Source organism: Rhodococcus sp. 05-2256-B1 (assembly GCF_002258465.1).
GTDB lineage: Bacteria > Actinomycetota > Actinomycetes > Mycobacteriales > Mycobacteriaceae > Rhodococcoides > Rhodococcoides fascians.
In genome coordinates, this window is the sequence record NZ_NOZA01000011.1 from 75,776 (window position 1) to 100,221 (window position 24,446).

General features: G+C 64.7%; 24 protein-coding genes. 19 read left to right on the forward strand and 5 right to left on the reverse strand.

Annotated features, from left to right (window positions below; genetic code table 11):
• The first annotated feature begins 3 nt into the window (after positions 1-3).
• Both CH285_RS02260 and CH285_RS02265 read left to right on the forward strand, forming a co-directional pair.
• Positions 4-888, forward strand: a complete 885-nt coding sequence (locus CH285_RS02260) for a phosphoribosylaminoimidazolesuccinocarboxamide synthase (protein WP_094644433.1) — start codon at positions 4-6, stop codon at positions 886-888.
• Complete coding sequence (locus CH285_RS02265) at positions 885-3,023, forward strand: S9 family peptidase (RefSeq protein ID WP_094644434.1); 2,139 nt, start codon at positions 885-887, stop codon at positions 3,021-3,023. Before CH285_RS02260 ends, CH285_RS02265 begins: the two co-directional genes overlap by 4 nt.
• Positions 3,024-3,062: 39 nt before the next feature.
• Here the strand turns inward: CH285_RS02265 and CH285_RS02270 are convergent, their stop codons facing one another.
• Complete coding sequence (locus CH285_RS02270; protein ID WP_027495830.1) at positions 3,063-3,737, reverse strand: response regulator; 675 nt, start codon at positions 3,735-3,737, stop codon at positions 3,063-3,065.
• On the reverse strand, positions 3,734-5,227 hold the full coding sequence (locus tag CH285_RS02275; protein WP_228139393.1) for a sensor histidine kinase: 1,494 nt from the start codon (positions 5,225-5,227) through the stop codon (positions 3,734-3,736). The genes CH285_RS02270 and CH285_RS02275 overlap by 4 nt, the downstream gene beginning before the upstream one ends.
• A 233-nt stretch (positions 5,228-5,460) precedes the next feature.
• Between CH285_RS02275 and CH285_RS02280 the strand changes: the two genes are divergently transcribed.
• The 5 genes from CH285_RS02280 to CH285_RS02300 all read left to right on the forward strand — a co-directional run bounded on the left by CH285_RS02280 (position 5,461) and on the right by CH285_RS02300 (position 10,037).
• The gene (locus CH285_RS02280; protein WP_032367551.1) at positions 5,461-6,861 is read left to right on the forward strand and encodes a cation:dicarboxylate symporter family transporter; all 1,401 of its coding nucleotides are present in this window, start codon (positions 5,461-5,463) and stop codon (positions 6,859-6,861) included.
• A 131-nt stretch (positions 6,862-6,992) separates the two neighbouring features.
• Positions 6,993-7,502: a glutathione peroxidase gene (locus CH285_RS02285; RefSeq protein WP_027495833.1), complete on the forward strand. Its 510-nt coding sequence runs from the start codon at positions 6,993-6,995 to the stop codon at positions 7,500-7,502.
• A 55-nt stretch (positions 7,503-7,557) separates the two neighbouring features.
• A complete protein-coding gene (locus CH285_RS02290) occupies positions 7,558-8,259 on the forward strand; it encodes a DUF2334 domain-containing protein (RefSeq protein WP_094644597.1) in 702 nt (233 codons plus the stop codon).
• A gap of 165 nt (positions 8,260-8,424) precedes the next feature.
• Positions 8,425-9,228: a hydroxyethylthiazole kinase gene (thiM, locus tag CH285_RS02295; protein WP_032388928.1), complete on the forward strand. Its 804-nt coding sequence runs from the start codon at positions 8,425-8,427 to the stop codon at positions 9,226-9,228.
• A gap of 182 nt (positions 9,229-9,410) precedes the next feature.
• Positions 9,411-10,037, forward strand: a complete 627-nt coding sequence (locus CH285_RS02300) for an LppP/LprE family lipoprotein (protein ID WP_094644599.1) — start codon at positions 9,411-9,413, stop codon at positions 10,035-10,037.
• On the opposite strand, the gene CH285_RS02305 is transcribed toward CH285_RS02300, so the two are convergent.
• Positions 10,034-10,672 carry an MBL fold metallo-hydrolase gene (locus CH285_RS02305; RefSeq protein ID WP_032367483.1) on the reverse strand — a complete coding sequence of 213 codons (639 nt, stop codon included), beginning with the start codon at positions 10,670-10,672 and terminating at the stop codon, positions 10,034-10,036. The genes CH285_RS02300 and CH285_RS02305 overlap by 4 nt on opposite strands.
• 100 nt (positions 10,673-10,772) lie before the next feature.
• Here CH285_RS02305 and purS point away from each other — a divergent pair, with 100 nt between their 5' ends.
• The 5 genes from purS to CH285_RS27715 are packed head-to-tail and all read left to right on the forward strand — an operon-like array spanning position 10,773 to position 12,418.
• Positions 10,773-11,009: a phosphoribosylformylglycinamidine synthase subunit PurS gene (purS, locus tag CH285_RS02310; protein WP_032371340.1), complete on the forward strand. Its 237-nt coding sequence runs from the start codon at positions 10,773-10,775 to the stop codon at positions 11,007-11,009.
• Positions 11,006-11,683, forward strand: coding sequence for a phosphoribosylformylglycinamidine synthase subunit PurQ (purQ, locus tag CH285_RS02315; RefSeq protein WP_027495839.1), 678 nt, complete (start codon positions 11,006-11,008; stop codon positions 11,681-11,683). Before purS ends, purQ begins: the two co-directional genes overlap by 4 nt.
• Positions 11,684-11,716: 33 nt before the next feature.
• Positions 11,717-12,067 (forward strand): VOC family protein, encoded by a 351-nt coding sequence (locus CH285_RS02320; RefSeq protein WP_032388895.1) that lies wholly within the window; start codon positions 11,717-11,719, stop codon positions 12,065-12,067.
• Positions 12,068-12,074: 7 nt separating this feature from the next.
• A complete protein-coding gene (locus tag CH285_RS02325) occupies positions 12,075-12,260 on the forward strand; it encodes a hypothetical protein (RefSeq protein WP_032388894.1) in 186 nt (61 codons plus the stop codon).
• Positions 12,257-12,418, forward strand: a complete 162-nt coding sequence (locus CH285_RS27715) for a hypothetical protein (protein ID WP_155290191.1) — start codon at positions 12,257-12,259, stop codon at positions 12,416-12,418. Before CH285_RS02325 ends, CH285_RS27715 begins: the two co-directional genes overlap by 4 nt.
• A 25-nt stretch (positions 12,419-12,443) precedes the next feature.
• Here the strand turns inward: CH285_RS27715 and CH285_RS02330 are convergent, their stop codons facing one another.
• The gene (locus CH285_RS02330) at positions 12,444-13,271 is read right to left on the reverse strand and encodes a hypothetical protein (RefSeq protein WP_176458420.1); all 828 of its coding nucleotides are present in this window, start codon (positions 13,269-13,271) and stop codon (positions 12,444-12,446) included.
• A 118-nt stretch (positions 13,272-13,389) separates the two neighbouring features.
• On the opposite strand from CH285_RS02330, the gene CH285_RS02335 reads away from it, so the two are divergent.
• Positions 13,390-14,697 (forward strand): M18 family aminopeptidase, encoded by a 1,308-nt coding sequence (locus CH285_RS02335; RefSeq protein WP_032388926.1) that lies wholly within the window; start codon positions 13,390-13,392, stop codon positions 14,695-14,697.
• A gap of 293 nt (positions 14,698-14,990) precedes the next feature.
• On the opposite strand, the gene CH285_RS02340 is transcribed toward CH285_RS02335, so the two are convergent.
• Positions 14,991-15,755 carry a nucleoside phosphorylase gene (locus CH285_RS02340; RefSeq protein ID WP_230597351.1) on the reverse strand — a complete coding sequence of 255 codons (765 nt, stop codon included), beginning with the start codon at positions 15,753-15,755 and terminating at the stop codon, positions 14,991-14,993.
• 103 nt (positions 15,756-15,858) lie between these two features.
• On the opposite strand from CH285_RS02340, the gene purL reads away from it, so the two are divergent.
• The 6 genes from purL (at position 15,859) to CH285_RS02370 (ending at position 24,444) form a co-directional block, all read left to right on the forward strand.
• Positions 15,859-18,150, forward strand: coding sequence for a phosphoribosylformylglycinamidine synthase subunit PurL (gene purL, locus CH285_RS02345; protein ID WP_032388893.1), 2,292 nt, complete (start codon positions 15,859-15,861; stop codon positions 18,148-18,150).
• Positions 18,151-18,281: 131 nt separating this feature from the next.
• The gene (locus CH285_RS02350) at positions 18,282-19,958 is read left to right on the forward strand and encodes an alpha/beta hydrolase (protein ID WP_255032209.1); all 1,677 of its coding nucleotides are present in this window, start codon (positions 18,282-18,284) and stop codon (positions 19,956-19,958) included.
• Positions 19,955-20,581: a CPBP family intramembrane glutamic endopeptidase gene (locus CH285_RS02355; protein ID WP_255032202.1), complete on the forward strand. Its 627-nt coding sequence runs from the start codon at positions 19,955-19,957 to the stop codon at positions 20,579-20,581. Before CH285_RS02350 ends, CH285_RS02355 begins: the two co-directional genes overlap by 4 nt.
• A gap of 6 nt (positions 20,582-20,587) precedes the next feature.
• The gene (locus CH285_RS02360; RefSeq protein ID WP_027495845.1) at positions 20,588-20,974 is read left to right on the forward strand and encodes a sterol carrier family protein; all 387 of its coding nucleotides are present in this window, start codon (positions 20,588-20,590) and stop codon (positions 20,972-20,974) included.
• Positions 20,975-21,098: 124 nt separating this feature from the next.
• On the forward strand, positions 21,099-22,661 hold the full coding sequence (purF, locus tag CH285_RS02365; protein ID WP_032367510.1) for an amidophosphoribosyltransferase: 1,563 nt from the start codon (positions 21,099-21,101) through the stop codon (positions 22,659-22,661).
• Between the two features lie 139 nt (positions 22,662-22,800).
• Positions 22,801-24,444, forward strand: a complete 1,644-nt coding sequence (locus CH285_RS02370; RefSeq protein WP_255032208.1) for an ABC transporter substrate-binding protein — start codon at positions 22,801-22,803, stop codon at positions 24,442-24,444.
• Positions 24,445-24,446: the final 2 nt, after the last annotated feature.

Genomic DNA, 24,446 nt, shown 5'->3' on the forward strand with positions numbered 1-24,446 from the left:
CTCGTGCGACCATCACTGAGTAGCTACGAGCATCTGGCCGGCGGCAAGGTCCGCGATCTGTACACGATCGACGACGCGCATCTGCTGCTCGTCGCGAGCGATCGAATCTCGGCCTACGACCACATCCTCGACACCCCGATCCCGGACAAGGGACGGGTGTTGACGGCGATGAGCGTGTTCTTCTTCGAGGAGCTCGGCGGCGTCAACCACCTGGCCGGTGATCCGCTCGACGAACGCATCCCCGCCGAACTGCTCGGCCGCGCCCTGGTGGTGAAGAAGCTGAACATGGTGCCGATCGAGTGCGTTGCTCGCGGCTATCTCACCGGATCCGGGTTGGCGGATTACAACGCGACCGGTGCCGTGTGCGGCGTCGAACTGCCGCCCGGCCTGATCGAATCGAGCAAACTCGACGAGGTCATCTTCACTCCTGCCGCCAAGGCCGAACTGGGCGAGCACGACGAGAACATCAGCTTCGACCAGGCCGTCGAACTGGTCGGTGCCGAGCTGGCCTTCAAGCTCCGCGAAGACACCATCGAAATCTATTCGCGTGCAGCCAACTTCGCTCTGGAACGCGGAATCATTCTCGCGGACACCAAGTTCGAGTTCGGGACCGATGCCGACGGCAACCTCGTTCTCGCCGACGAGGTGCTCACCCCCGATTCCTCGCGCTACTGGCCTGCCGATTCGTACGAAGAAGGTCGCGTTCAGCCCAGTTTCGACAAGCAGTTCGTTCGCGACTGGCTGACCGGCGAATCCGGCTGGGACCGAGCGTCCGACACCCCACCGCCACCGTTGCCCGACGACGTCGTCGCCGCAACGCGCAGCCGCTACATCGAGGCCTACGAGCGCATCTCGGGCCTGAACTTCGACGATTGGGTCACGCCATGACGATCACCCCTCCCATTGCCAAGAAGGTGCCGCAGGAGCGCACCCATCACGGCGACACGTTCATCGACAACTACGAGTGGTTGCGCGCCAAGGAAGACCCCGAGGTGATCGCCTACCTCGAAGCCGAGAACTCGTACACCGAGCAGCAGACGGCCGGACTGGAAGCACTCCGCGGCAAGATCTTCGACGAGATCAAATCGCGCACCCAGGAGACCGACCTGTCCGTGCCGACGCGCATGGGCCAGTGGTGGTACTACTCACGCACCGTCGAGGGAAAGTCGTACGGCCTCCAATGCCGTTGCCCCGTCGACTCTCCCGACGACTGGACACCGCCGACACTGTCGTCCGACGTGGATGTGCCGGGGGAGCAGATCCTGCTCGACGCCAACGTCGAAGCCGAAGGCCACGACTTCTTCTCGCTCGGGGCCTTCTCCATCAGCCTCGACGGCACGTTGCTGGCGTACTCCACCGACACCGAGGGCGACGAGCGGTACACGCTGCGTTTCAAGAACCTCGAGACCGGTGAACTGCTCGCCGACACCATCGAGAACGTCGCGCCGGGAGCCACCTGGACCGCCGACGCCACGCATGTCTTCTACCTGACGGTCGACGAGTCCTGGCGTCCGGACACCGTCTGGCGGCACAGGCTCGGTAAGGCCGAGGACGTCAAGGTCTTCCACGAGCCCGACGAGAGCTACTGGGTCGGATTCGGTTCCACCCGTAGCGAGAAGTACCTGATGATCTGGGTCGGCTCCAAGATCACCTCCGAGTGCCTCGTCCTCGAATCCACCGATCCCGAGGACGAATTCCGCGTCGTGCTGCCGCGCACGGACGGCATCGAGTACAGCATCGAACACGCCGTCGTAGCCGGTGAGGATCGTTTCCTGATCACCCACAACGGCTCGGTCAACGGCTGGGGCACCGAGGGGGAGAAGGCCGAGAACTTCCTGCTCGCTGAGGCCCCGGTGAGCGATCCACTCGATCAGCGCATTCTGGTTCCGCATCAGGGCGACGTCCGAGTCGAGGACATCGACGCCTTCGCCGGCCACCTGATCTTCACCTACCGCCGAGAAGCGTTGACCCGCATGGCGATCTGGCCGCTGACCGACGAGGGATACGGCGAGTACCGCGAGCTCGAGTTCGACGAGGAGCTCTACTCCGTCGGTGCGGGCTCGAACCCGGAATGGGATCAGCCGTTGCTGCGGATGGTCTACACCTCGTTCATTACGCCCGGTCAGGTCTACGACCTGGATATCGCGAGCGGTGAACTGCTGCTTCGTAAATCGCAGCCGGTGTTGGGTCAGTTCGATGCCGGTGACTATGTGCAGCACCGAGAGTGGGCGACCGCGCCGGACGGAACACAGATTCCGCTGTCGGTCATCGCTCGCAAGGACGTCCCCGAGGGGCCTGCTCCTACGCTGCTGTACGGCTACGGATCGTACGAGGCATCGATGGACCCGTCGTTCTCGGTAGCACGTCTGTCCCTGCTCGACCGTGGCATCGTCTTCGTCGTCGCACACGTGCGCGGCGGCGGTGAGATGGGTAGGCACTGGTACGACCAGGGCAAGACGCTGCAGAAGAAGAACACGTTCACCGACTTCATCGCTGCCGCACAGCATCTGATCGACACCGGCCGTACCTCACCGAAGCATCTGGTTGCCGACGGCGGCAGCGCAGGTGGTCTGCTGATGGGTGCGGTGGCCAACCTCGCAGCCGAGCTGTTCAACGGCATCCTGGCCAACGTTCCGTTCGTCGACCCACTCACCTCCATCCTCGACCCGTCGCTGCCGCTGACGGTGATCGAATGGGACGAGTGGGGAAACCCGTTGGCGGACAAGGAGGTGTACGAATACATGAAGTCGTACAGCCCCTACGAGAACGTCGAGGCCAAGGACTACCCGTCGATCCTCGCCATCACGTCCATCAACGACACCCGCGTCCTGTACGTCGAACCGGCCAAATGGGTTGCGGCCCTGCGTGCCACGAAGACCGGTGACTCGGACCTGCTGCTCAAGACCGAAATGAGCGCCGGACACGGCGGAGTCAGCGGACGCTACGCGAAATGGAAAGAAGCGGCTTTCGAATACGCCTGGATCGTCGAGAAGACCGGTGCCCATGTGAGTGGAAATTCGTAGCCTGCTACGAGTTTCCACTCACATGCGGCGCCAGCCGCTCTAACGCCACACATAGCGGACCTGTGGTCGCCCGGCTTTGCCGTATTCGGTGTGCCGGGTGACCAGGCCGTCGTCGGCCAGTCGTTCGAGGTAGCGCCAGGCCGTCACCCGGGATACGCCGACAACCTTGGCCGCCTCGGAGGCGTTGAGGCCGTCGACGGATTGCTTGACGCTGGCGGTGATGCCGTCCATCGTCTGTGGGGCTATGCCTTTGGGGGTGGAGACGCGTTCGTCGGCCGTGCGTAGATGCGCCATCGCACGGTCGATGTCTCGCTGACTGGACGCGTTCTCGCCGGCGGGTAATGCATCGTGGAATTCGCGATAGCGCTCGAGCTTGTCGCGGAACGCAGCGAACGTGAACGGTTTGAGCAGATACAGCACGATGCCGTGCGCCACTGCCGAACGCACCACCGACAGATCACGTTCGGAGGTGATGGCAATGACGTCGGGGCTCGGACGTAGACCGCCGAGCGCCGCAGCGACGTCGATGCCACTGGCGTCGGGCAGGCCGATGTCCAGCAACACCAGATCGACTGGTTCGGTGCTGGCGAATCGCATGGCCGCAGCGCCGGTGTGTGCGACTCCGGCCACGTCGAAACCGGGCGTCCGCTCGACGTACGTCTTGTGGGCCTCCGCGATGAGCGGTTCGTCGTCGACGATCAGTACGCGGATCACGACGTCGCTCCCGGGATGGTCGCAACCAACACCGACCCGTACGTCACTTCCGAGGTCAACGTGCCACCGTGCCGCGTGATCACCTGCGTCACCAACGCGAGGCCGAGTCCGCGAGATCCGGATTTGGTCGAATATCCGCGCCGGAGAGCAGCTTTCAGGGTTTCCGGTGGCATGCCGGGACCGCTGTCGGCCACCCGGACGACGAGTTCGCCGTCGGCGTCGCGGACCGTCACTTCGACCCACGGCTGGTCGGATTCTTTCGAGGCATCGATCGCATTGTCTATCAGATTGCCTACCAGCGTCACCAATTCGCGAGCAGTCAGAACCCCTTCGTGTTCCATCGCCGTGTCGTCGGTGATCGTCAGCTCGACGCCCTGTTCGGCAGCCTGGCTGACCTTGCCGAGCAACAGCGCCGCGAGCGCAGGCTCGCCGACCGCGTTCATCAACCGGTCGATGAGAGTCTGCGAGAGTTCGAGATCGGCCGTCGCGAATTCGACGGCTTCTTCGGGCCGACCGAGCTCGACCATCGTGATGACCGTGTGCAACCGATTCGCCGCCTCGTGCGCCTGCGAGCGCAGTGACTCCGCGAAACTGCGCACCGAATCCAATTCGCCCATCAACGAACGCAACTCGGTCTGATCGCGAATCGTCAGGACGTTACCCAGGCGTTTGCCCTCCCACATGACCGGATCCTGGTTGACGACGAGTACACGATCTTTCGTCAGATGCAGCTCACCGCGGACGATCCCGGTGTCCATTTGTTGCATCGACTCCGGCAACGACGTCAGCGATACCGGCCCGTCCGGTAGGTCGAGAAGGCGTCGGGCCTCGTCGTTGACCAACTCCGCCTCGTCGCTGCGTCCGAACACCAACAGGCCCTCGCCGATGGAATGCAGAACGGCGTCGTGATGCTCGTACATCGTCCGCAATTCGGCCGGAGCCATTCCCAATGTCTGACGCCGTAGCCGGCGGCTGAGCAGCGTCGAACCGGCCGCAGCCACGACGAAGGCCGCGAGCACGACGGCGAGGATCAACGGCAGGCCTTGCAGGAACTGATCGCTGATCTTCTGGCGGGTGACTCCAGCGGACACGAGGCCGACGATCTCGCCGTCGGTATCGGTGACGGGTGTGACCGCTCTGATCGACGGGCCGAGAGAGCCCACGTACGTCTCGGTGAACGTCTCGCCGAGCAGTGCGCGATCGATGTTGCCGCTGAACGGTTTACCGATCAGGTCGACGGTGGTGTGCGTGAAGCGGGTGCGATCGGGAGCCATGACGACGATGAAATCGACCCCGGTGACCTGCCTGATCTTCTCCGTTTCCGGCTGCAGACGAGACGTCGGGTCGTCGGATTCGATGGCCAGCGGCGTCGACGGTTCGTTGGCAATACTCACCGCTATCGCCGTCACCTCACGTCGGGTGGCGTCGTCGCTGTTGGACCGTTCGTTGAGGATCGTCAGTATCCCGCCGGCGAGAACGACGACGGCCATGACGACCAGTTGCAGGACCAAAACCTGGCCCGCCACGCTCAGCGGCCGCTTCGAGGACAACACATTCCTTTCGGACAAGAAACATCGATGTGAACAGAATGAACGTATAGGTGACTCCAGTCACTGGGTGCAGCAACATCATCTCTCAGCAGGGGTGACCCACCTCACTCCACTCCGGCGATCACGAAGCCACCAGCCACATTCACGCACCACCGGAACACTAAGGAACGTCCATGACTATCAGCACCGACGCTGAGCGGAACGACAATCCGTCGTCCGAGCCGAAGAAGAAGCGCGACAGAACGCACTGGCTCTACATCGCGGTGATCATCGCCGTCATCGCCGGCATCATCGTCGGGTTGGTGGCCAAGGATTTCGCCTCCGACCTGTCGATCCTCGGCACGCTCTTCGTCAGCCTGATCAAGATGATGATCAGCCCGGTCATCTTCTGCACCATCGTCCTCGGCATCGGGTCGGTACGCGCCGCAGCCAGCGTCGGCCGAGTCGGCGGCCTGGCGCTCGCTTACTTCATCGGCATGTCGACCATCGCCCTCGGTATCGGCATGGTTGTCGGCAACCTCATCAAGCCCGGTGACGGCCTGAACATCACGCCGAACGACGCCGGACTCAAGCTCGCCGACACCGCCCACGAGGCCGGCGGGACGATGGACTTCATCGCCGGGATCATTCCGACGTCGCTGCTTTCGTCGCTGACGGCCGGTTCTGTTCTGCAGACGCTGTTCGTCGCAATCCTCGTCGGTTTCGCACTGCAGGCCATGGGCAAGCAGGGTGAAGGCATCCTCAAGGGCATCGGCGCAGTACAGAAGCTCGTCTTCCGCATCCTGACGATGATCCTGTGGCTCGCCCCGATCGGTGCCTTCGGTGCCATCGCCGGTGTCGTCGGCAAGACCGGCTTCGACGCAGTGATTCAGCTCGGCACTCTGATGCTGGCCTTCTACATCACCTGCTTCATCTTCGTCTTCTTCTTCCTCGGCCTGATTCTCAAGTTCGTCTCCGGCTTCTCGATCTTCAAGCTGGTCAAGTACCTGGCCCGGGAGTACCTGCTCATCGTTGCCACGTCGTCCTCCGAATCGGCCCTGCCGCGTCTGATCGCCAAGATGGAGCACGTCGGAGTCGAGCGCACCACCGTCGGCATCGTCGTCCCCACCGGTTACTCGTTCAACCTCGACGGCACCGCGATCTACCTGACCATGGCCTCGATCTTCATCGCCGACGCCATGAACATGCCGCTCTCCATCGGGGAGCAGTTCTCGCTGCTGCTGTTCATGATCATCGCCTCCAAGGGCGCAGCCGGAGTGTCCGGAGCAGGCCTGGCGACTCTCGCCGGCGGCCTGTCGAGCCACCGCCCGGAACTGCTCGACGGTGTTCAGCTCATCGTCGGAATCGACCGCTTCATGTCCGAAGCCCGCGCCGTCACCAACTTCTCGGGTAACGCCGTTGCCACCTTGCTGGTCGGCACCTGGACCAAGACGATCGATAAGGATCGGGTCAACACGGTGCTCGACGGCAACCTGCCGTTCGACGAGGAGACCATGGTCGACGACCACCTCCCCGAGGACGAGCGACCCGCCGACAAGCAGGTCATCATCGAGAAGAACGCCGCCAAGGCATAAGAACCTGCCGGGCGACGCGCATCCCCCCGTCGCCCGGTTCGGAAGAACGCAAGTACGGCCCTGCCACCAGCGGGGTCGTACTTGCTTTTGTGCGTCGGTTCCATTCTGTCGGTACTCACAGGTAAGTTCGGATGATGACTGAAGTTCAGAACATCGGCATCAACACGCTGGGTGGTGCGCCCACCTCGCTCGACGAGTACGCCGGACGGGCCGTCCTCGTGGTCAATGTCGCATCCAAGTGCGGACTGACCCCGCAGTACGAAAAGCTGGAGAAGCTCGCCAACGAGTACTCCGCCAGTGGCCTGTCGGTCGTCGGGGTGCCGTGTAACCAGTTCGGTGGCCAAGAGCCCGGCACCGCCGAAGAAATCGAAACTTTCTGCTCCACCACGTACGGCGTCACGTTCGCGATGACCGAGAAGGTCGACGTCAACGGTGACAACCGGCACCCGCTCTACGCCGAACTGACCAAGACCGAGGACGCCGACGGCACCGCCGGAGACGTTCAGTGGAACTTCGAGAAGTTCCTGATCTCCCCGGATGGCGTCGTCACCAACCGGTTCCGCCCGCGCACCGAGCCGGACGCACCCGAGGTCCTCGCCGCGATCGACAAGATCCTGCCGAAGGAAACGATCGCCGTTTAGCTTCTGTCTGCATCGACGTCGAGCCTCGTTCACGCTGGTGTGCGAGGCTCGAGTCATGTCTGGACGCCTGATCGTGTCGGTGAGCGGAATCAAGAACGACACCTACGAGCATGCCGCCGAGTTCGCGCGAGAACTCGAGGGACGGGGCGTCCCGCTGTCGCTGCTCGTCGCACCGCGGCTGAAAGACAAATACCGGCTCGCAGCCGACGTTCCCACCCAGGAATGGCTGCGGACGCGACGCGACGGAGGCGACGCCATCGTTCTGCACGGCTACGACCAGGCCGCGACGAAGCGTCGACGCTCCGAATTCTCTGCACTGCCGCGTCACGAAGCTCGACTGCGCTTGATGGCCGCCGACCGCGTCATGGAACAGACAGGCCTGCGTACCCGAGTGTTCGCCGCTCCGCGCTGGATCGCCTCACCCGGAGCGATCGAGGCGCTCCCGGATGCAGGATTCCGAATGATCGCCTCGCTCAACGGTATTCACGACCTCGACCGAGACGGCACCATCCGCGCCCGGGTCTGGGGAATCGGCGAAGGCTTCAAAGCCGAACCCTGGTGGTTCAAAGCACTCGTACTCGGGGCCGGCCGCACCGCCCGACGCGGGGGAGTGGTGCGCCTGGCCATCAGCGCCAAACAACTCGGACGCCCCGCGCCGCGCCAGGCAATCCTCGATGCCATCGACCTCTCCCTGCACCACAACGCCGCAGCGGGAATCTACGAATGGATCCCGCGCACCAAAACTCGCGTGGCCTGACTCCTCGCTTCCTCACCCCGCCCCGCCCCCGGCTTGCTCTGTACCTCCAATTGGGATCAATGTGGCTTTCAGTCACTCAGATTGCAAGAAAGGCGCATTGATCCGAAGGGGGTGGGGTGGTCCATTGACGCGAACGGGGTGGGAGCGGTCGTAGACTCGACAGCGATGAATGCCTCGAGTGTGACCCTGGACGACATCGTTGCCGCGCATCGACTGCTGCGTGATCGCAATCCGCTGGTGCAGTGTCTGACCAATACGGTGTCGGTGCAATTCGTCGCCAACGCCCTGCTCGCGGCAGGTGCGGCTCCGGCGATGGTCGACAATCCGGAGGAAGCGGCCGGCTTCGCCGAGATCGCCGACGCGGTGCTGGTCAATCTCGGAACTCCGACGGCCGCGCAGGTGGAAAGTTCTCGTCTGGCGTCCGCTGCCGCGCGAGCAGCGGGGAAGCCGTGGGTACTCGATCCGGTGGGCGCGGGCGGTCTTCCCTGGCGGACTCAGGTGGCCGTCGAGCTACTTGCCAATCGGCCCAGCGTGATTCGCGCAAATGCTTCCGAGGTGATGGGACTCGCGGGCGCCGAGGGTGGTTCGAGAGGCGTGGATTCGTCTGCGCACGTGGCGGACTCCGTCGACGCGGCGCGTTCTCTCCTCGACCGTGCCGAGGTCGTAGCGGCCTCGGGGGAGGTCGACCACATCTTTGCACAAGGCTCGACGGTGAGGATCGGCGGCGGAAGCGCACTGCTGCAACGAGTTACAGCCACCGGATGCGCATTGGGTGCGCTGACGGCTGCGTACTGTTCCGTTTCTCCGTCTGCGTTGATCGGTGCCGTCGCCGCGCACGCGCACGTGGCGGTCGCGTCGGAGATTGCGGCTCGCTCGACGTCGCGTCCGGGTACCTTCGCTGCTGCATTCTTGGACGGACTCGACGCGGTGGACGAGTCGGCACTGCAGGAATTGGTTCGGCTCGACTGACGAGTGCAACTGGCGCTCCACTCTGTGGCGGCTTCCGCTGAAATACCGCGGAGCGAGCGAACAGTGGAGCAGAAGTTGCCTGCGCCGGCAGGGTTCAGGCCCCTTGATCGAAATGTGATGTAACGGAACGCGTTTGCGAGTGGACATACCTGACGTCGGGCAAATCGAACCAGGTGGTCTTCATGAAACGACTTCTGCTCCTCGCAGTCGGTGCAACAGCTCTCGTCGCGTGCGGCGGATCGGAGCAAGGAACGCCGTCGGCAGCACCGTCCTCGGCCGTTCCGACGACCACAGCGACGAGCTCGGCACCGCTGACACCCGCCCCGGCCACCGTGACCGAGGGAGCGCAGCCGCAGCGAACGCCACCCGAGGAGGCCAGCGACCTGGTTCCCATGGGTCCGTCGGAAGCCGAGCCGCTGTGCCTGGATCTGACGTGGGGGCCGGTACCGCAGGCGGTGGACTCGCTGCCGCTCGTGTTCGCAGATTCACCGTGGGTCGCCACCGACATGGGCGATCCCTGTGCGTCGTTCACCTGGGTCGAAGCCCTCCCGTACGGCGCGACGGTCAGCTCGCCGACGCATCTGCTCTTCTTCCACGACGCCGAGTACCTCGGCACCGCGACGCTGGAGCCGTACGGGTTCACGTCGGTGGCGGCACAGTCCGCCGACACGATCACAGTGAACTACCGCTGGCCACTCGCCGATGACGCCAATGCGAACCCGACCGGCGGACCGGCGACGATCGACTACCAGTGGGACGGAACGCAAGTGACCATGATCGGCACCCTCCCGCCCGAGGTCACCGGCTAGATCGAGACGGACGATTCCTCGGGGAGTTCGCGGATTTCGGCGTCGGACATCTCCTTGAAGCGTCCGTAGTAGATGCCCCTCGCCTGTTCCGCGACGACGGCCTGGTGAATGGGGAACGCCATCCTCGGTGCCACCGCACGGAGGAATTCGACCGTCTCGGACAGCTTCGACCACGGCGCTGCCGCGGGCAATGCCAGTACCTCGACCTGTTGCTCGGGAACGAACAACGAGTCACCCGGATGGAACAGTTGCCCCGGGTTCTCCGGAGTACCGAGCAGATAACCGGTGTTGTCGATCTCCGGCAATTCCGGATGGATGACGGCGTGCGTGCCGCCGACTCCGGTGACGGTGATGCCGCCCACGGAGAAGTCCTTGCCCGCCGGGGCCGCGATCCATTTCCCTCCGAGCTGGCCTGCCGTCATGGGATCGGCGTGCAGCTCGGCGCGGGGATTGGCGTCGAGAAGCGCGGGAAGTCGCTGCAGATCAACATGATCCGGGTGCTGGTGAGTGACCAGGATGGCGTCGAGCCCGGTGATGCCCTCGAATCCGTGAGAGAACGTGCCGGGATCGAACAGCACCGTGGTGCCGTTGAGTTCGACCAGAACGCAGGAATGTCCGAAGTGTGTCAGCCGCATGCACTCCACAGTAAGCGCGGTTTCGCTCCGCTGGCCAGGGCTGCGTAGACTCCCACCTGCCGGTAACTGTCTTGCTGTACGTATTTCAAGGAGCGCTTTCGTGGCCCGAGTCGTAGTCGATGTCATGCCCAAGGCCGAGATTCTCGATCCGCAGGGTCAGGCCATCGCAGGTGCGCTGGGCCGGCTGGGAATCTCCGGTGTGTCCGATGTGCGTCAGGGCAAGCGCTTCGAGCTGGAGATCGACGATTCCGTCGACGACGCCGAACTCGAGAAGATTGCCGAATCGCTGCTCGCCAACACGGTGATCGAGGACTGGAAAGTGACTCGCATCTCATGAGCGCCCGCGTAGGAGTCATCACGTTCCCCGGAACTCTCGACGACGTCGACGCATCCCGCGCCGTGACTCTCGCCGGCGGCGAGGCCGTCAGCCTGTGGCACGCCGACGCCGATCTGAAGAACGTCGACGCCATCGTCGTCCCCGGCGGATTCTCATACGGCGACTATCTGCGAGCCGGTGCGATCGCCCGCTTCGCTCCCGTGATGGAGTCAGTGGTCAAGGCGGCAGAGGGCGGGATGCCGATCCTGGGGATCTGCAACGGTTTTCAGGTGTTGTGCGAGGTCGGACTGCTTCCCGGAGCGTTGACGCGCAACGAGGGCCTGCATTTCGTGTGCCGCGACCAGTGGTTGAAGGTCGAGAATGCCGGCACGGCATGGTCGTCGCGATACGAGCAGGATGCCGAGATCCTGATTCCGGTCAAGAACGCCGAGGGCCGATTCCAGGCATCGCAGAGCGTGCTCGACGAGCTCGAAGGTGAAGGCCGCGTCGTGTTCCGCTACAGCGGGAGCAACCCCAACGGGTCGCAGCGCGGTATCGCCGGAATCTCGTCGGCAAACGGTCGGATCGTCGGCCTGATGCCCCACCCCGAGCACGCCACCGAGCCGTTGACCGGCCCGAGCGACGACGGGCTCGGCATCTTCTACTCGGCACTGGACGCGATCGTCAACGCCTGATCTTCGGTCGGTGGGTGGGTCTAATCTTCCGCCATGACACTGACCCTGGGCATGATCACGTTCGATTCCACCGACCCGGGCCCGCTCGCTCGCTGGTGGGCCTCACAGGTCGACGGATCGATCGTCGAGGAGAACGACGGCTGGTTCTACGTCGTCGCCCTCGCTTCGGCCCCGTATCGACTGGCCTTCCAGAAGGTCGACGACCCGTCGCCGGGTAAAAATCGCGTCCACCTCGACGTGACGACCGAGAACCTCGACGACGAGGTCTCTCGGCTGGTCGAGTCGGGTGCGACCGAGATCCAGCAGCACACCATGGGTGACTTTCGCTGGGTGACGCTGAGCGATCCCGACGGCAACGTGTTCTGCGTATCCGGGGCGCACTGAGCAGGGGATGCCCGCCCAGTCGTGGGTCACCCTCGTCGTCGGCGTTCTGGCCGTCGTCGGGGTCGCTCTCATCACCAGCACCGAACGCAAGGTGCTGCTGGCCGTTGCGGGCCGGTCTGCACGTCGCGCACTGGCGCAACCGCGCGAAACCGAGGACACTGACGGCGAGAGCGAGCAGGAGGATCCGCGATGACCACCACCGACGAACGCAACGTCAAAGCACCACGGCCAACGGTCGCCGCTGCCGCTGCCCGCGCGTACATCACCATGGCCGAACGCGATCATCAACCCGTCCCCGACTGGATTCGCGACGCTGCAGCGGGACAACCGACCACCCCGCCGCCTGAATAGCGGGTCTGTCGGCACGTGATCTCGGTCAGGCCGCGCGTGCGCGTAGTTCGGTCAAAGCTGAGGTGAAACTACCCGTAGGCCCGTACGTCACATCGCAGTACTCGCCGTCTCGCCAGAAGAACACCGAGCGCGACAGTGGGCTCGGTGTATCGCGAGAGAACACGTCGGCCAGCTCGGCGAGTGCGGCGGCTGCCGCGACTGCGTCGTCGGCGTCGCGGGGCCGGTGAAAGGCGAATTCGTACGCGTTGGGGACGGCGAAGAGTACGCCGTACAGGCTTTCGCCCAGATGCGACGAAATCAACGCGGGCATATCGGCGATCTTCGACGCAAGATAGATCGAATCGCCGTCGAGCACCTCGATGCAGACCCCCTCGCGTTCGAGCAACTGCGCTCCCTCGAACTCGATCGCCGCAGTGTTCTTCCGGCCCGCAGCCCACGCAGCGTCGAGGTCGCGACCCTTCAAGTGACTGTCGGACAACGTCAGAGCTCGATTCGGAGACGACAGATTCAACACCCGCCTCGGCGCATCGGGTGCCGCGAGAAGGGGAACCGAATAACTGTACGAACCCGCCGATTCCAACACGCACGGCGCGACGACGCGTTCACGCAGTTTCGAATGGAACTCGTCGTCGGACAGGCCTGCGATGAACGCCGGAGCGGACTCGCGCATCGCCTCGATCATGACCTGGACATGGCCGCCGATGATGCCGTCCCACGCCGACCGGGGCGCACCCGAGCAGCGGGCGAACACGTTGTCGAGCGGGAAGCGTGCACCCGACTCCGCACCGAGCGTGGTCGCATCCTCACGGTGCACCACCATTCCGCGGGTACGAAATGCTTCGATCGTTTTCATTCGTACGATGGCGAGTGTGGTTGCGTGAGCGACGTGTTGGTTCGGTGTCGGCTCGATCTTCATGTTTCTCCCCCGGTCGGTGTGTGCTCTCGGGGTGTTCGACGCGGCGGCTGACACAATGGTTCCCATGTCGTCCTCTGCCTCTGCTGCCGGTCTCTGCAACTTCGTCGACGTCTCGCCGTCCCCGTTTCATGTGTGTCGGACGGTGTCGGTTCAGCTCGAGGACGCCGGATTCGTGCGTCTGGACGAGACCGATGCCTGGCCGACCGAACCAGGCCGCTACTACTTGATCCGCGGCGGTTCTCTCGTCGCGTGGAGCACCGAGCACATCAATTCGGGTCGTTCCGCAGGCTCCACTCCTGATGGCCCCTTCCGCATCGTCGGCGGACACACCGACAGTCCCAATCTCCGGGTGAAGCAGCATCCCGATCTCGAATCGGCGGGTTGGCAGATGGTCGGCCTGGAGCCGTACGGTGGTGCCTGGCTGAACTCCTGGCTCGACCGCGATCTGGGCATCTCCGGCCGGCTCAGCGTGCGTGACGGCAACACCGCCCGCGAGGTACTCGTCAAGGTGGACGAGCCGATCCTTCGCGTTCCGCAGCTGGCGATCCACCTGTCCGAGGACCGCAAAGGCGTGACGCTCGATCCGCAGCGGCACGTCAATGCCATTTGGGGAGTGGGTAATTCGCCACGGTCCTTCGTCTCCTACGTCGCCGAGCGAGAAGGCGTCGATCCCGGTTCGGTGCTGGGCTGGGAACTGATGACACACGACCTGGCACCCAGCGCGGTGGTAGGCGTCGAATCCGAGTTCATCAGTGCGCCGCGTCTGGACAACCAGGGCACCTGTTACGCCGGAACGCAGGCTTTGCTTGCGGCAGTGGAGAATCCGACCGACGTCACTCCGGTGCTGGCGCTGTTCGACCACGAGGAAGTCGGTAGTATGTCCGACCGCGGCGCGTTCTCGGACCTGCTCAACACCGTGCTCGAACGCATCGTGCTCGGACGCGGCGGCGGCCGTGAGGAATTCCTGCGCACGATGGCCGGATCCATCTGTGCTTCGGGCGATATGGCGCACGCGACACACCCGAACTACCCGGATCGCCACGAGCCCGCCCATCGCATCGAACTCGGCGGCGGACCGGTACTCAAGGTCAACCAAAACCTGCGCTACGCAACCGATTCCGCCGGTGCCGGTGCATTCGCACTGGCCTGCGAGCAAGCCGACGTACCGTTGCAGCGCTACGTCCATCGCGCGGATCTACCGTGCGGATCGACCATCGGACCGATCACCGCGTCGCGCACCGGGTTGTCGACGGTCGACGTCGGCGCAGCGCAACTCGCCATGCACTCGTCCCGAGAGTTGATGGGAGCCGGCGACGTGAAGGCATACGCCGACGCGTTGGCGGCTTTCCTCGCCCCTGCCTGAGCCAGATCGGCGTCGCAAACGCGCGCGCAATTGTCAGGTGCGCGCGGATTCGTGCCCGATTCCGGGGCTGTTTCGCTCGCGTTCGGCAAACGCGCGCGCGTTTGCGAGATCCGGGGGCGGACGTCGAATGTTGGTGAGCCTTGGACCGCGAAGCTCGTGATCATCGTTCGGCAATCGCAAACGCGCGCGCATTCGTCAGGTGCGCGGAGTCTCGTGCCCGATTCCGGGGCAATTCGGCTCGCGTCTGGCAAACGCGAGCGCGTTTGCGAGATCAGGGGGGGTGGGCCGAAGACCTAGACCGGATCGAGTTGCAGGCAGGCGTCGGCAGCGAGCCAGAACAACTGTTCGCGCACCGTTGTTGCCTTGGTCCAGCCGCGGTGATCCCAGTCGGCGGCCAGGGAGTCTCCCGCGTACAGCAGTTGCGCGAATCGGACTCCACGGAATCGGGCGACTGCGCAGAAGGCCGACGCTTCCATGTCGACCGTTCGGCAGCCTTCCTCGACGCGGCGCGAGACTCGGCCGCGGGTTTCGCGGTAGAGCGCATCGGTGGTCCAGGAGCGGCCGGTGACGAAGTCGATGCCGGCATCGGTCAGTACCGACTGGAGTACGGCGACGCCTGCGGGATCGGCGTCGACCACCCGTCCGGGCGGCAGGTAGTGGAACGAGGTGCCCTCGTCGCGCAGGGCGCTGTCGACCACCATGACGTGTCCCATGCCCAGGTCGTCGGACAGCGCCCCGGCACCGCCGACAGCAACGAACTGTGTGCAGCCCATGGCGATGGCTTCTTCGAGGAACAGTGCGGCCAGTGGCGCTCCGACGCCGGGATGGAAGACGGCAAGTTTCTGTCCGCCTCGTTCGATCTCGTAGACGGGGTGTTCGCCGTGCTCGGAGCGCATGATCGACACCACTCGGGCGTCGCCTTTCGCGCAGATGCTCTCGATCACCTCGGCGAAGAAACAGACGACGGCTTTCGGCGGTACGTCGACTCCCTTGGCCACCATCGACGGGTCGATGACGCCCGTTTCGTCCAGATCGTCCTCGGTCAGTGCAATGTCCATCAGGTGATGTTCGCACGAGGCCGATACGTCCGATGCCGTACATGTCGGCGGCACCTTATAGACTCTCCCTGGCATTTCGCTCCATCGAAGGGACCTATTCCTCGTGTCCGCTAGCTCTGTACCCACAGACACTGTCTCGAACGCCGTCGCCACCCCCGACGTTGCGCAGCCGTACAAGGAACTCGGACTCAAGGACGACGAATACGTCCGCATCAAGGAAATCCTCGGCCGCCGGCCCACGGACGCCGAATTGGCGATGTACTCCGTCATGTGGAGCGAGCATTGCTCGTACAAGTCCTCGAAGGTGCATCTGAAGTACTTCGGCGAGACCACCACCGACGAGATGCGCAAGCCGATGCTCGCCGGTATCGGCGAGAACGCGGGCGTCGTCGACGTCGGCGACGGCTGGGCCGTCACGTTCAAGGTCGAGAGCCACAATCACCCGTCGTACGTCGAGCCCTACCAGGGTGCGGCGACGGGCGTCGGCGGCATCGTCCGCGACATCATGGCCATGGGCGCTCGCCCGATCGCCGTCATGGACCAGCTGCGATTCGGTGCTGCCGATGCACCCGATACGCGCCGTGTCCTGAGCGGCATCGTCGCAGGCGTCGGTGGGTACGGGAACTCCCTCGGTCTCCCGAACATCGGCGGCGAGACGGTGTTCGACGCCTCCTACGCCGGTAACCCTCTGCTCAACGCCCTGTGTGCCGGCGTCATGCGGGTCGAGGACATGCACCTCGCGTTCGCGTCGGGCCTGGGTAACAAGATCATTCTGTTCGGTGCACGAACGGGTCTCGACGGCATCGGCGGCGTGTCCGTGCTCGCGTCGGAGACCTTCGACGGCGACGAGACCGGTGGGGGCCGCAAGAAGCTTCCCGCTGTACAGGTGGGCGATCCGTTCACCGAGAAGGTGCTCATCGAAGCCTGCCTCGAGCTGTACTCCAACAAGCTCGTCGTCGGCATCCAGGACCTCGGTGGTGCCGGGTTGTCCTGCGCCACATCGGAACTCGCGTCCGCCGGCAGTGGTGGCATGCACATCGAGCTCGACAAGGTGCCGATGCGCGCCACCGGCATGACTCCGGCCGAGGTGCTCTCGAGCGAATCCCAGGAGCGCATGTGCGCCGTGGTGACCCCCGAGAACGTCGACGCATTCATGGCCGTCTGCAAGAAGTGGGACGTCCTGGCCACGGTCATCGGTGAGGTCACCGACGGCGAGCACCTCCAGATCACCTGGCACGGCGATACCGTCGTCGATGTACCGCCGAAAACCGTTGCGCACGAAGGCCCGGTGTACAACCGTCTGGTGCAGCGTCCGGATACCCAGGACGCGTTGATCGCGAACAGCACGGCGTCGCTGAAGCGTCCGGAAACCGCGGACGAGCTGAAGGCCACTCTGCTGAAGATGATCGGCTCGCCGCAGCTGTGCAGCCGTCGATTCATCACCGAGCAGTACGACCGCTACGTCCGCGGCAACACCGTGCTGGCGGAGAACGCCGATGCAGGCGTCATCCGCATCGACGAGAAGACCGGTCGCGGAATCGCTTTGGCCACCGACGCGTCGGGCCGCTACACCGCACTCGACCCGTACCAGGGCGCGCAGCTGGCTCTGGCCGAGGCGTTCCGCAACGTCGCGGTCACCGGCGCCACTCCCAAGGCCGTCACCAATTGCCTGAACTTCGGTTCGCCGGAGGACCCGGGTGTCATGTGGCAGTTCCAGCAGGCCGTACGCGGTCTGGCGGACGGGTGTGTCACCCTCGGCATCCCGGTCACCGGCGGCAACGTCAGCTTCTACAATCAGACCGGCGCGGAGCCGATCCTGCCGACCCCCGTGGTCGGAGTACTGGGCGTCATCGACGACGTCCATCGCCGCATCCCGACGGGACTCGGCCTCGAGCCCGGCGAGACACTCATCCTGCTGGGGGAGACCCACGACGAGTTCGACGGGTCCATCTGGGCGCAGGTCGAGCACGATCACCTCGGCGGCGTTCCGCCGAAGGTCGATCTCGCTCGGGAGCAGTTGTTGGCAGACATCCTGCTCGCATCCTCCCGCGACGGCCTGGTCTCGGCTGCACACGACCTGTCCGAGGGTGGTCTCGCTCAGGCCGTCGTCGAGGCAGCATTGGCCGGCGAAACCGGGTGCCGCATCATCGTTCCCGAAGGCGCAGACCCGTTCGTGACCTTGTTCTCCGAATCCTCCGGCCGGGTGCTGGTCGCCGTGCCGCGCACCGAGGAGACCCGGTTCACCGGCATGTGCACCGCACGCGGACTTCCGTGGGCGCGCGTCGGCGTCGTCGACGAGGGCTCGGATTCGATCGAGGTCCAGGGACAGTTCTCCGTGCCGATGACGGAACTGCGAGAGACATTCGAGAGCACTCTTCCCAGACTCTTCGGCTGACCGAGGTGGGGGGACAGGTATCGGAGCGTCGAAGGGGGACCGAGCCCACACTCGAGCAGGATCAGCATCATCGGTATCACTTTCCGACGGTGGAGTTCTCGGCTCCGTCGCCGGAGAAGCATCCGTTCGTCATGTGGTCGTGGGGCCTGCTGCGTCTGGACTTCACCGGAATCGCGTTCAGCGCGTTGTTCTTCTGCTGGTCGCTGACGCCGTCGCTGCTGCCTCGTGGATGGCTGTTCCAAGGCATCATCGGCGGCATCAACTCGGCTATCGGATACGCCTTCGGGGTGGCCGTGGGATGGGCGGTGGCGCGATGGTGGCTGTCGTCGCGTTCGTGGTGGCCGTTGCCGCGCAAGGTCGAACTTGCGGTCAAGGTCGTCGTACTCGTCGTCGCCGTCGCTGCGTCGATGATCATGCTGGCGGTCTCGGCGCAGTGGCAGCGTGAACTCGCCGCGCTCATGGACGCGGAGGGGACCACCACGACGGGGTACCTCCGCACCGGAGCATTGAGCATTGCCATTGCCGCACTGCTCATCTCGATCTCGCGGGTGCTACGCGACGTCGTCCGGTTGCTGGCCCGTCAGATCAATCGCATCGTGAAGATGCCGCGCGAGGTGGCCAATGCACTCGGCGTGATCGTTCTGGTGGTGTTGGTCGTCGCCCTGGTCCAGGGTGTGCTGTTGCGTGCGGTCTCCGAGGTGACCAACTCGGTGTTCAGTCTGCAGAACGACGAAACGCGAGAGGGCACAGAACAACCCGTCGCCGACGAGAGGTCGGGTAGCCCGAATTCGTTGGCACCGTGGGACACACTCGGATTCGAGGGCCGCAACTTCGTCTCCAGCGGCCTGCGAGCCGACGAGATGGAACGGGCCACCGGACGTCCGAGCCTCGAACCCATTCGGGCCTACGCCGGACTGGAAACCGCGGAGACTCAGGACGAACGACTCGACATCGTCGTCGCCGAACTCGAACGCACCGGCGCGTTCCAGCGCAAAGCGCTCATCGTCGTGCCGACCACCGGCACCGGCTGGGTCAACCCCACCGCCGTCGAGGCCGAGGAGCTGATGTTCGACGGCGATGTCGCCACCGTCGCCTCTCAGTACTCGTATCTGCCGAGTTGGATCTCGTTCATCGCCGAGGGCGACAAAGCCGCCCAGGCAGGCAAGGCGCTGATCGACAAAGTGCACGACCGCTGGCTGCAGGAGCCCGAGGCCACCCGCCCCAAGTTCTACGTCTACGGCGAAAGTCTGGGGACGAAGTCCGGTGAAGGCGCGTTCGACGGGTTGGCGGACATCCGCGCCACCACCGACGGCGTCCTGTGGGTGGGTCCGCCGAACGACAACCGCATCTGGAGCCAGTTCGTCAGCAGGCGTGATCCGGGCAGCCCCGAAGTTCGGCCGGTGTACTCCGAGGGCCTGACGGTTCGCTTCGCCGACAATTCGTCGGGCATCCCACCGGAGGATCAGCCCTGGTACGCCCCGCGCATCCTGTACGTCCAGCATGCGTCGGATCCGGTGGTCTGGTGGTCACCCGACCTGCTGTTCGAGCGCCCGGACTGGCTGTCCGAGCCGCCGGGGCCGGACCGACTGCCGAGCATGCGTTGGTTCCCGGTGGTGACCTTCTGGCAGGTGGCAGCGGACCTGACCAACGCAGCAGGCGTCCCCGACGGCCACGGTCACAACTACGGAACCCTCGTGCTCGACGGCTGGGTGGCCGTCGCCGCCCCCGAGGGGTGGACCGACCGCGACACCGAACGAGTGCGCGGCGTCATGGAGCAATTCGCCGGACGTGACGGTCCCGAGAAGTGAGAACCGCTCTGGCAACCGGAGTGGAGCCTGCGGAACGACCCATTCTGACCGGACTCGTGACAACGGCGTGGAGCACTTACGTGCTGCCTGCGGCCGGGCTCGGAGCCCGCGGGCGGGCAGTGGCCAACGCGTCGTTCGCCGTCGCTGTGGCTGCGGTGTCGGGATCGAATGCCGAACGGCTGGGCCTGCGTAATTCCGCATCCGGGCTCAAATGGGGTGCGGCTGCGGCAGCGATACCCGTCCTGGGGTCTGCGGTGGTGGCCGCCGTACCCGCACTGCGTCGGCGCGTCCGACCGTCCGAGGACGATCTCGCCGAATGGGTGCTGTTTCGGATTCCGGTGGGGACGGTGCTGACCGAGGAGCTGCTCTTCCGCGGTGTGCTCGATGCTGCATCGCCGGCCCTGTCGCCGGTCTTCTTCGGACTGTGGCACATTCGTCCCGCCCGCGCCGCCGGGGATTCGGTGGCCGGGACCGTCGCCGCGACGACCGTCGCCGGGGTGGTGTTCTCGTGGCTGCGGGCGCGCAGCGGCAGTGTGCTCGCCCCTGCTGCGCTGCACTACGCACTCAACGCGAGCGGTGCCGTGTTGGCGCATCTCGCGGCTACCGAACGTGAGAGGAGCTGACCGGAGATGCCACCGCACAAGGAGGTCGGTCCCGCCGAGGTTCGCGAGGCCGTTCTGGCCGTCGCCGACTGGATCCGAGGTGAGGCCGAGAAGCCGCCACGCGCGCAGATCGCCGCCGCCGTGCGCACCACCGCCAGAACTCTCGGTCAGAACGCACCGGGGTCGTCGGTGGAGGTGCGGGTGCCGCCGTTCGTCGCGGTGCAGTGTATCGTCGGGCCCCGGCACACCAGAGGAACCCCGCCGAACGTCGTCGAAACCGATGCTCTGACATGGCTTCAGGTGGCTACCGGGACCCGGGATTTCGCCGAGGCGCTCGGCGACGGCTCGATCGACGCGTCCGGCAGCCGGGCCGTCGAGGTGGGTCGTTGGTTGCCGTTGCTGACCATCACCTGACCGCCGGATTTCAGCGGCCGTTCGACCGTCGGGAATCTCCTGGACACACGATGCGTTGTGTCAGCCCGTGTGCCCGTAGACTGGGCACGGCCCCCCGTCCCGGACCCCCTAGGGAGCAATGCCCGTGACCAACGCCGATTTGTCGGTCGACAGTCCGAATCTTCTGGTAGGCAAACCCATCGACGAGCCGGAGAACGAGCCGCGCGAAGAGTGTGGAGTGTTCGGTGTGTGGGCACCGGGCGAGGACGTGGCCAAGCTCTCGTACTACGGCCTCTACGCACTGCAGCACCGTGGGCAGGAAGCCGCAGGCATCGCGGTGTCCGACGGCTCCCAGGTGCTCGTGTTCAAGGATCTCGGCCTGGTCAGTCAGGTGTTCGACGAGCAGACGCTGGGCGCGATGCCCGGGCACGTCGCCATCGGTCATTGCCGTTACTCCACCAGTGGGTCGGTGACGTGGGAGAACGCGCAACCGATCTTCCGTACCACCACTGCCGGTACCGGTATCGCGCTCGGGCACAACGGCAATCTGGTGAACTTCGCCGAACTCGCCACCAAGGCTCGCGATGCGGGCCTGATCAGCGATCGATTGCAGGGCAACGGGACGTCGGATTCCGATGTCGTGACGGCACTGCTGGCGCACAAGGCCGCCGACTGCACCATCGAGCAGGCGGCCATGGAATTGCTGCCCCTGCTCAAAGGCGCGTTCTGCCTGACCTTCATGGACGAGCACACCCTCTACGCCGCGCGTGATCCGCACGGCGTACGGCCGCTGTGCCTCGGTCGCCTCGATCGCGGCTGGGTCGTCGCCAGCGAGACCGCAGCACTCGACATCGTCGGTGCGGCGTTCGTCCGCGACATCGAGCCCGGCGAACTGTTGGCGATCGACGCCGACGGCGTTCGGTCCTCGCGTTTCGCTGCCCCCGAGCCCAAGGGCTGCGTGTTCGAGTACGTCTATCTCGCACGGCCCGACAGCGTCATCGGCGGTCGCTCGGTGCACTCGACTCGGGTGGAAATCGGACGTCGTCTCGCCAAGGAGCATCCGGCCGAGGGTGATCTGGTCATCCCGGTGCCCGAGAGCGGAACTCCGGCAGCCGTGGGCTTCGCCCAGGGCTCGGGAATCCCGTACGGCCAGGGGCTCATGAAGAACGCGTACGTGGGCCGCACGTTCATTCAACCGTCGCAGACCATTCGCCAGCTCGGTATCCGGCTCAAGCTCAACCCTCTCAAAGAGGTCATTCGCGGCAAAAGGCTCGTGGTGGTGGATGATTCGATCGTTCGCGGCAACACGCAGCGGGCGCTGATCAGGATGCTGCGCGAGGCCGGCGCCCTCGAGATCCACGTACGTATCGCGTCCCCGCCGGTGCGGTGGCCCTGCTTCTACGGCATCGACTTCGCTTCTCCCGCAGAGCTGATCGCCAACGGCGTCGATTCCGAGGACGGAATCCTCGAAGGCGTCCGGCAGGCCATCGGTGCCGACTCGCTGGGCTACATCTCCATCGACGGCATGATCGCGGCGTCGGAGCAGCCCGAATCGCGCTTGTGTGCAGCATGTTTCACCGGGAAGTACCCCATCGATCTGCCCGCGGACAATGCACTAGGCAAGCACGTGCTCGAGGGTCTGCTGGCGTCGGCCGCTGGGCAACCGGTGGACAACGACGCGAATGTGAGCGCTCTCAGCCGTCCTTGACCTGGTCTTTTCCGTTAGGGAACAGCAGGGTTTTCTCAATGCCACATATTGGAAACAGTCCATCGGTACTGTCCCGAGTTACATAGGACACACCGATTGGATAGAGGCTCAGATGACCCTGTCGCCCGACGACGGACGCATGCAGCGCTACAGCGCCGCATCACGAACGGCTGTGCGTAAGCACGGCAAGAAGACCGCCGCAGTGGCCGCACTGTCGGTACTTGCACTGACCGCCGCAGCGTGCGGCTCGGGACGCACCGACGCCGGTGGATCCGGCGACGGCGGCGGCGGTGAGACCATCACGGTCGGCACCACGGACCAGGTCACCTCGCTCGACCCGGCCGGCTCGTACGACAACGGATCGTTCATGGTGATGAACCAGACGTATCCGTTCCTGATGAACTTCGCTCCCGGTAGCTCCGAGCTCGAGCCCGATGCGGCCGAGAGCTGCGATTTCGCGGAGCCGACCGTCTACAAGTGCACGCTCAAGGACGACCTGAAGTTCGCCAACGGCAATCCGCTGACGAGCGAGAGCGTCAAGTTCTCGTTCGACCGCATCGTCGCGATCAACGATCCGAATGGGCCGGCGTCGCTGCTGACCAATCTCGACAGCATCGCGACACCGGACGAGAAGACCGTCGAGTTCACCCTCAAAGCGGCCAACGATCAGACGTTCCCGCAGATCCTCGCGACACCCGCGGGCCCGATCGTCGACCAGACGGTGTTCCCGGCCGACAAGGTGCTCGACGACGACGCAGTGGTTGCGGGCAAGCCGTTCGCCGGCCCGTACTCCATCTCCAGCTATGGCAAGAACTCACTCGTCAGCTTCGTGGCCAACGGGGACTACAACGGCATTCTCGGCACCCCGAAGACGTCGTCGGTCAACGTGAAGTACTACACCAGCTCCGACAACCTCAAGCTCGATGTGCAGAACAAGGCCATCGATGTGGCATGGCGCTCCCTCACCCCGACCGACGTCGAATCGCTGGGAGCCGTCGACGGCCTGACGGTGCACGAGGGCCCCGGCGGCGAGTCCCGCTACATGGTCTTCAACATGAACACGATGCCCGGCAACACCCCCGAGCAGAAGTTGGCCGTGCGCGAGGCGATTGCTGCCTCGGTCGATCGCCAGGCGCTCTCCGACGGCGTCTACAAGGGCACCTACACCCCGCTGTACTCCGTGGTGCCGACCGGTCTGGAAGGCTCCAACAAGGCCTTCTCCGACGTCTACGGTGAGACACCGAACAAAGACGAGGCTGCCGGATTCCTTTCCGCTGCAGGCGTCGCCACTCCGATCCAACTCAACCTGCAGTACAACCCGGATCACTACGGTTCGAGCTCGAGCGAGGAGTACGCCGCGATCAAGAGTCAGCTCGACGCGACGGGCTTGTTCAATGTGAACCTGCAGTCCACCGAGTGGAGCACGTACACCAAGGAACGCGTCGCCGACGCGTACCCGGTGTACCAGCTCGGCTGGTTCCCGGACTACCCCGATGCAGACAACTACCTGACGCCGTTCTTCGGACCGGACAACTTCCTCCAGTCGCATTTCGAGAACCCGGAGATCACGTCACTGCTCGACCTCGAGCGCACGACGGCCGACGAGAACGCACGGATGCAGATCATCGGACAGATTCAGACCGAGCTCGCGACCAACTACCTGCCCACCCTTCCACTGTTGGAGGGCAAGCAGATCGCCGTCGCCACCGATGAGATCAGCGGTGTGGACGAGACCCTCGACGCCTCGTTCAAGTTCCGCTTCGTCACTCTCGCCAAGAGCTGACC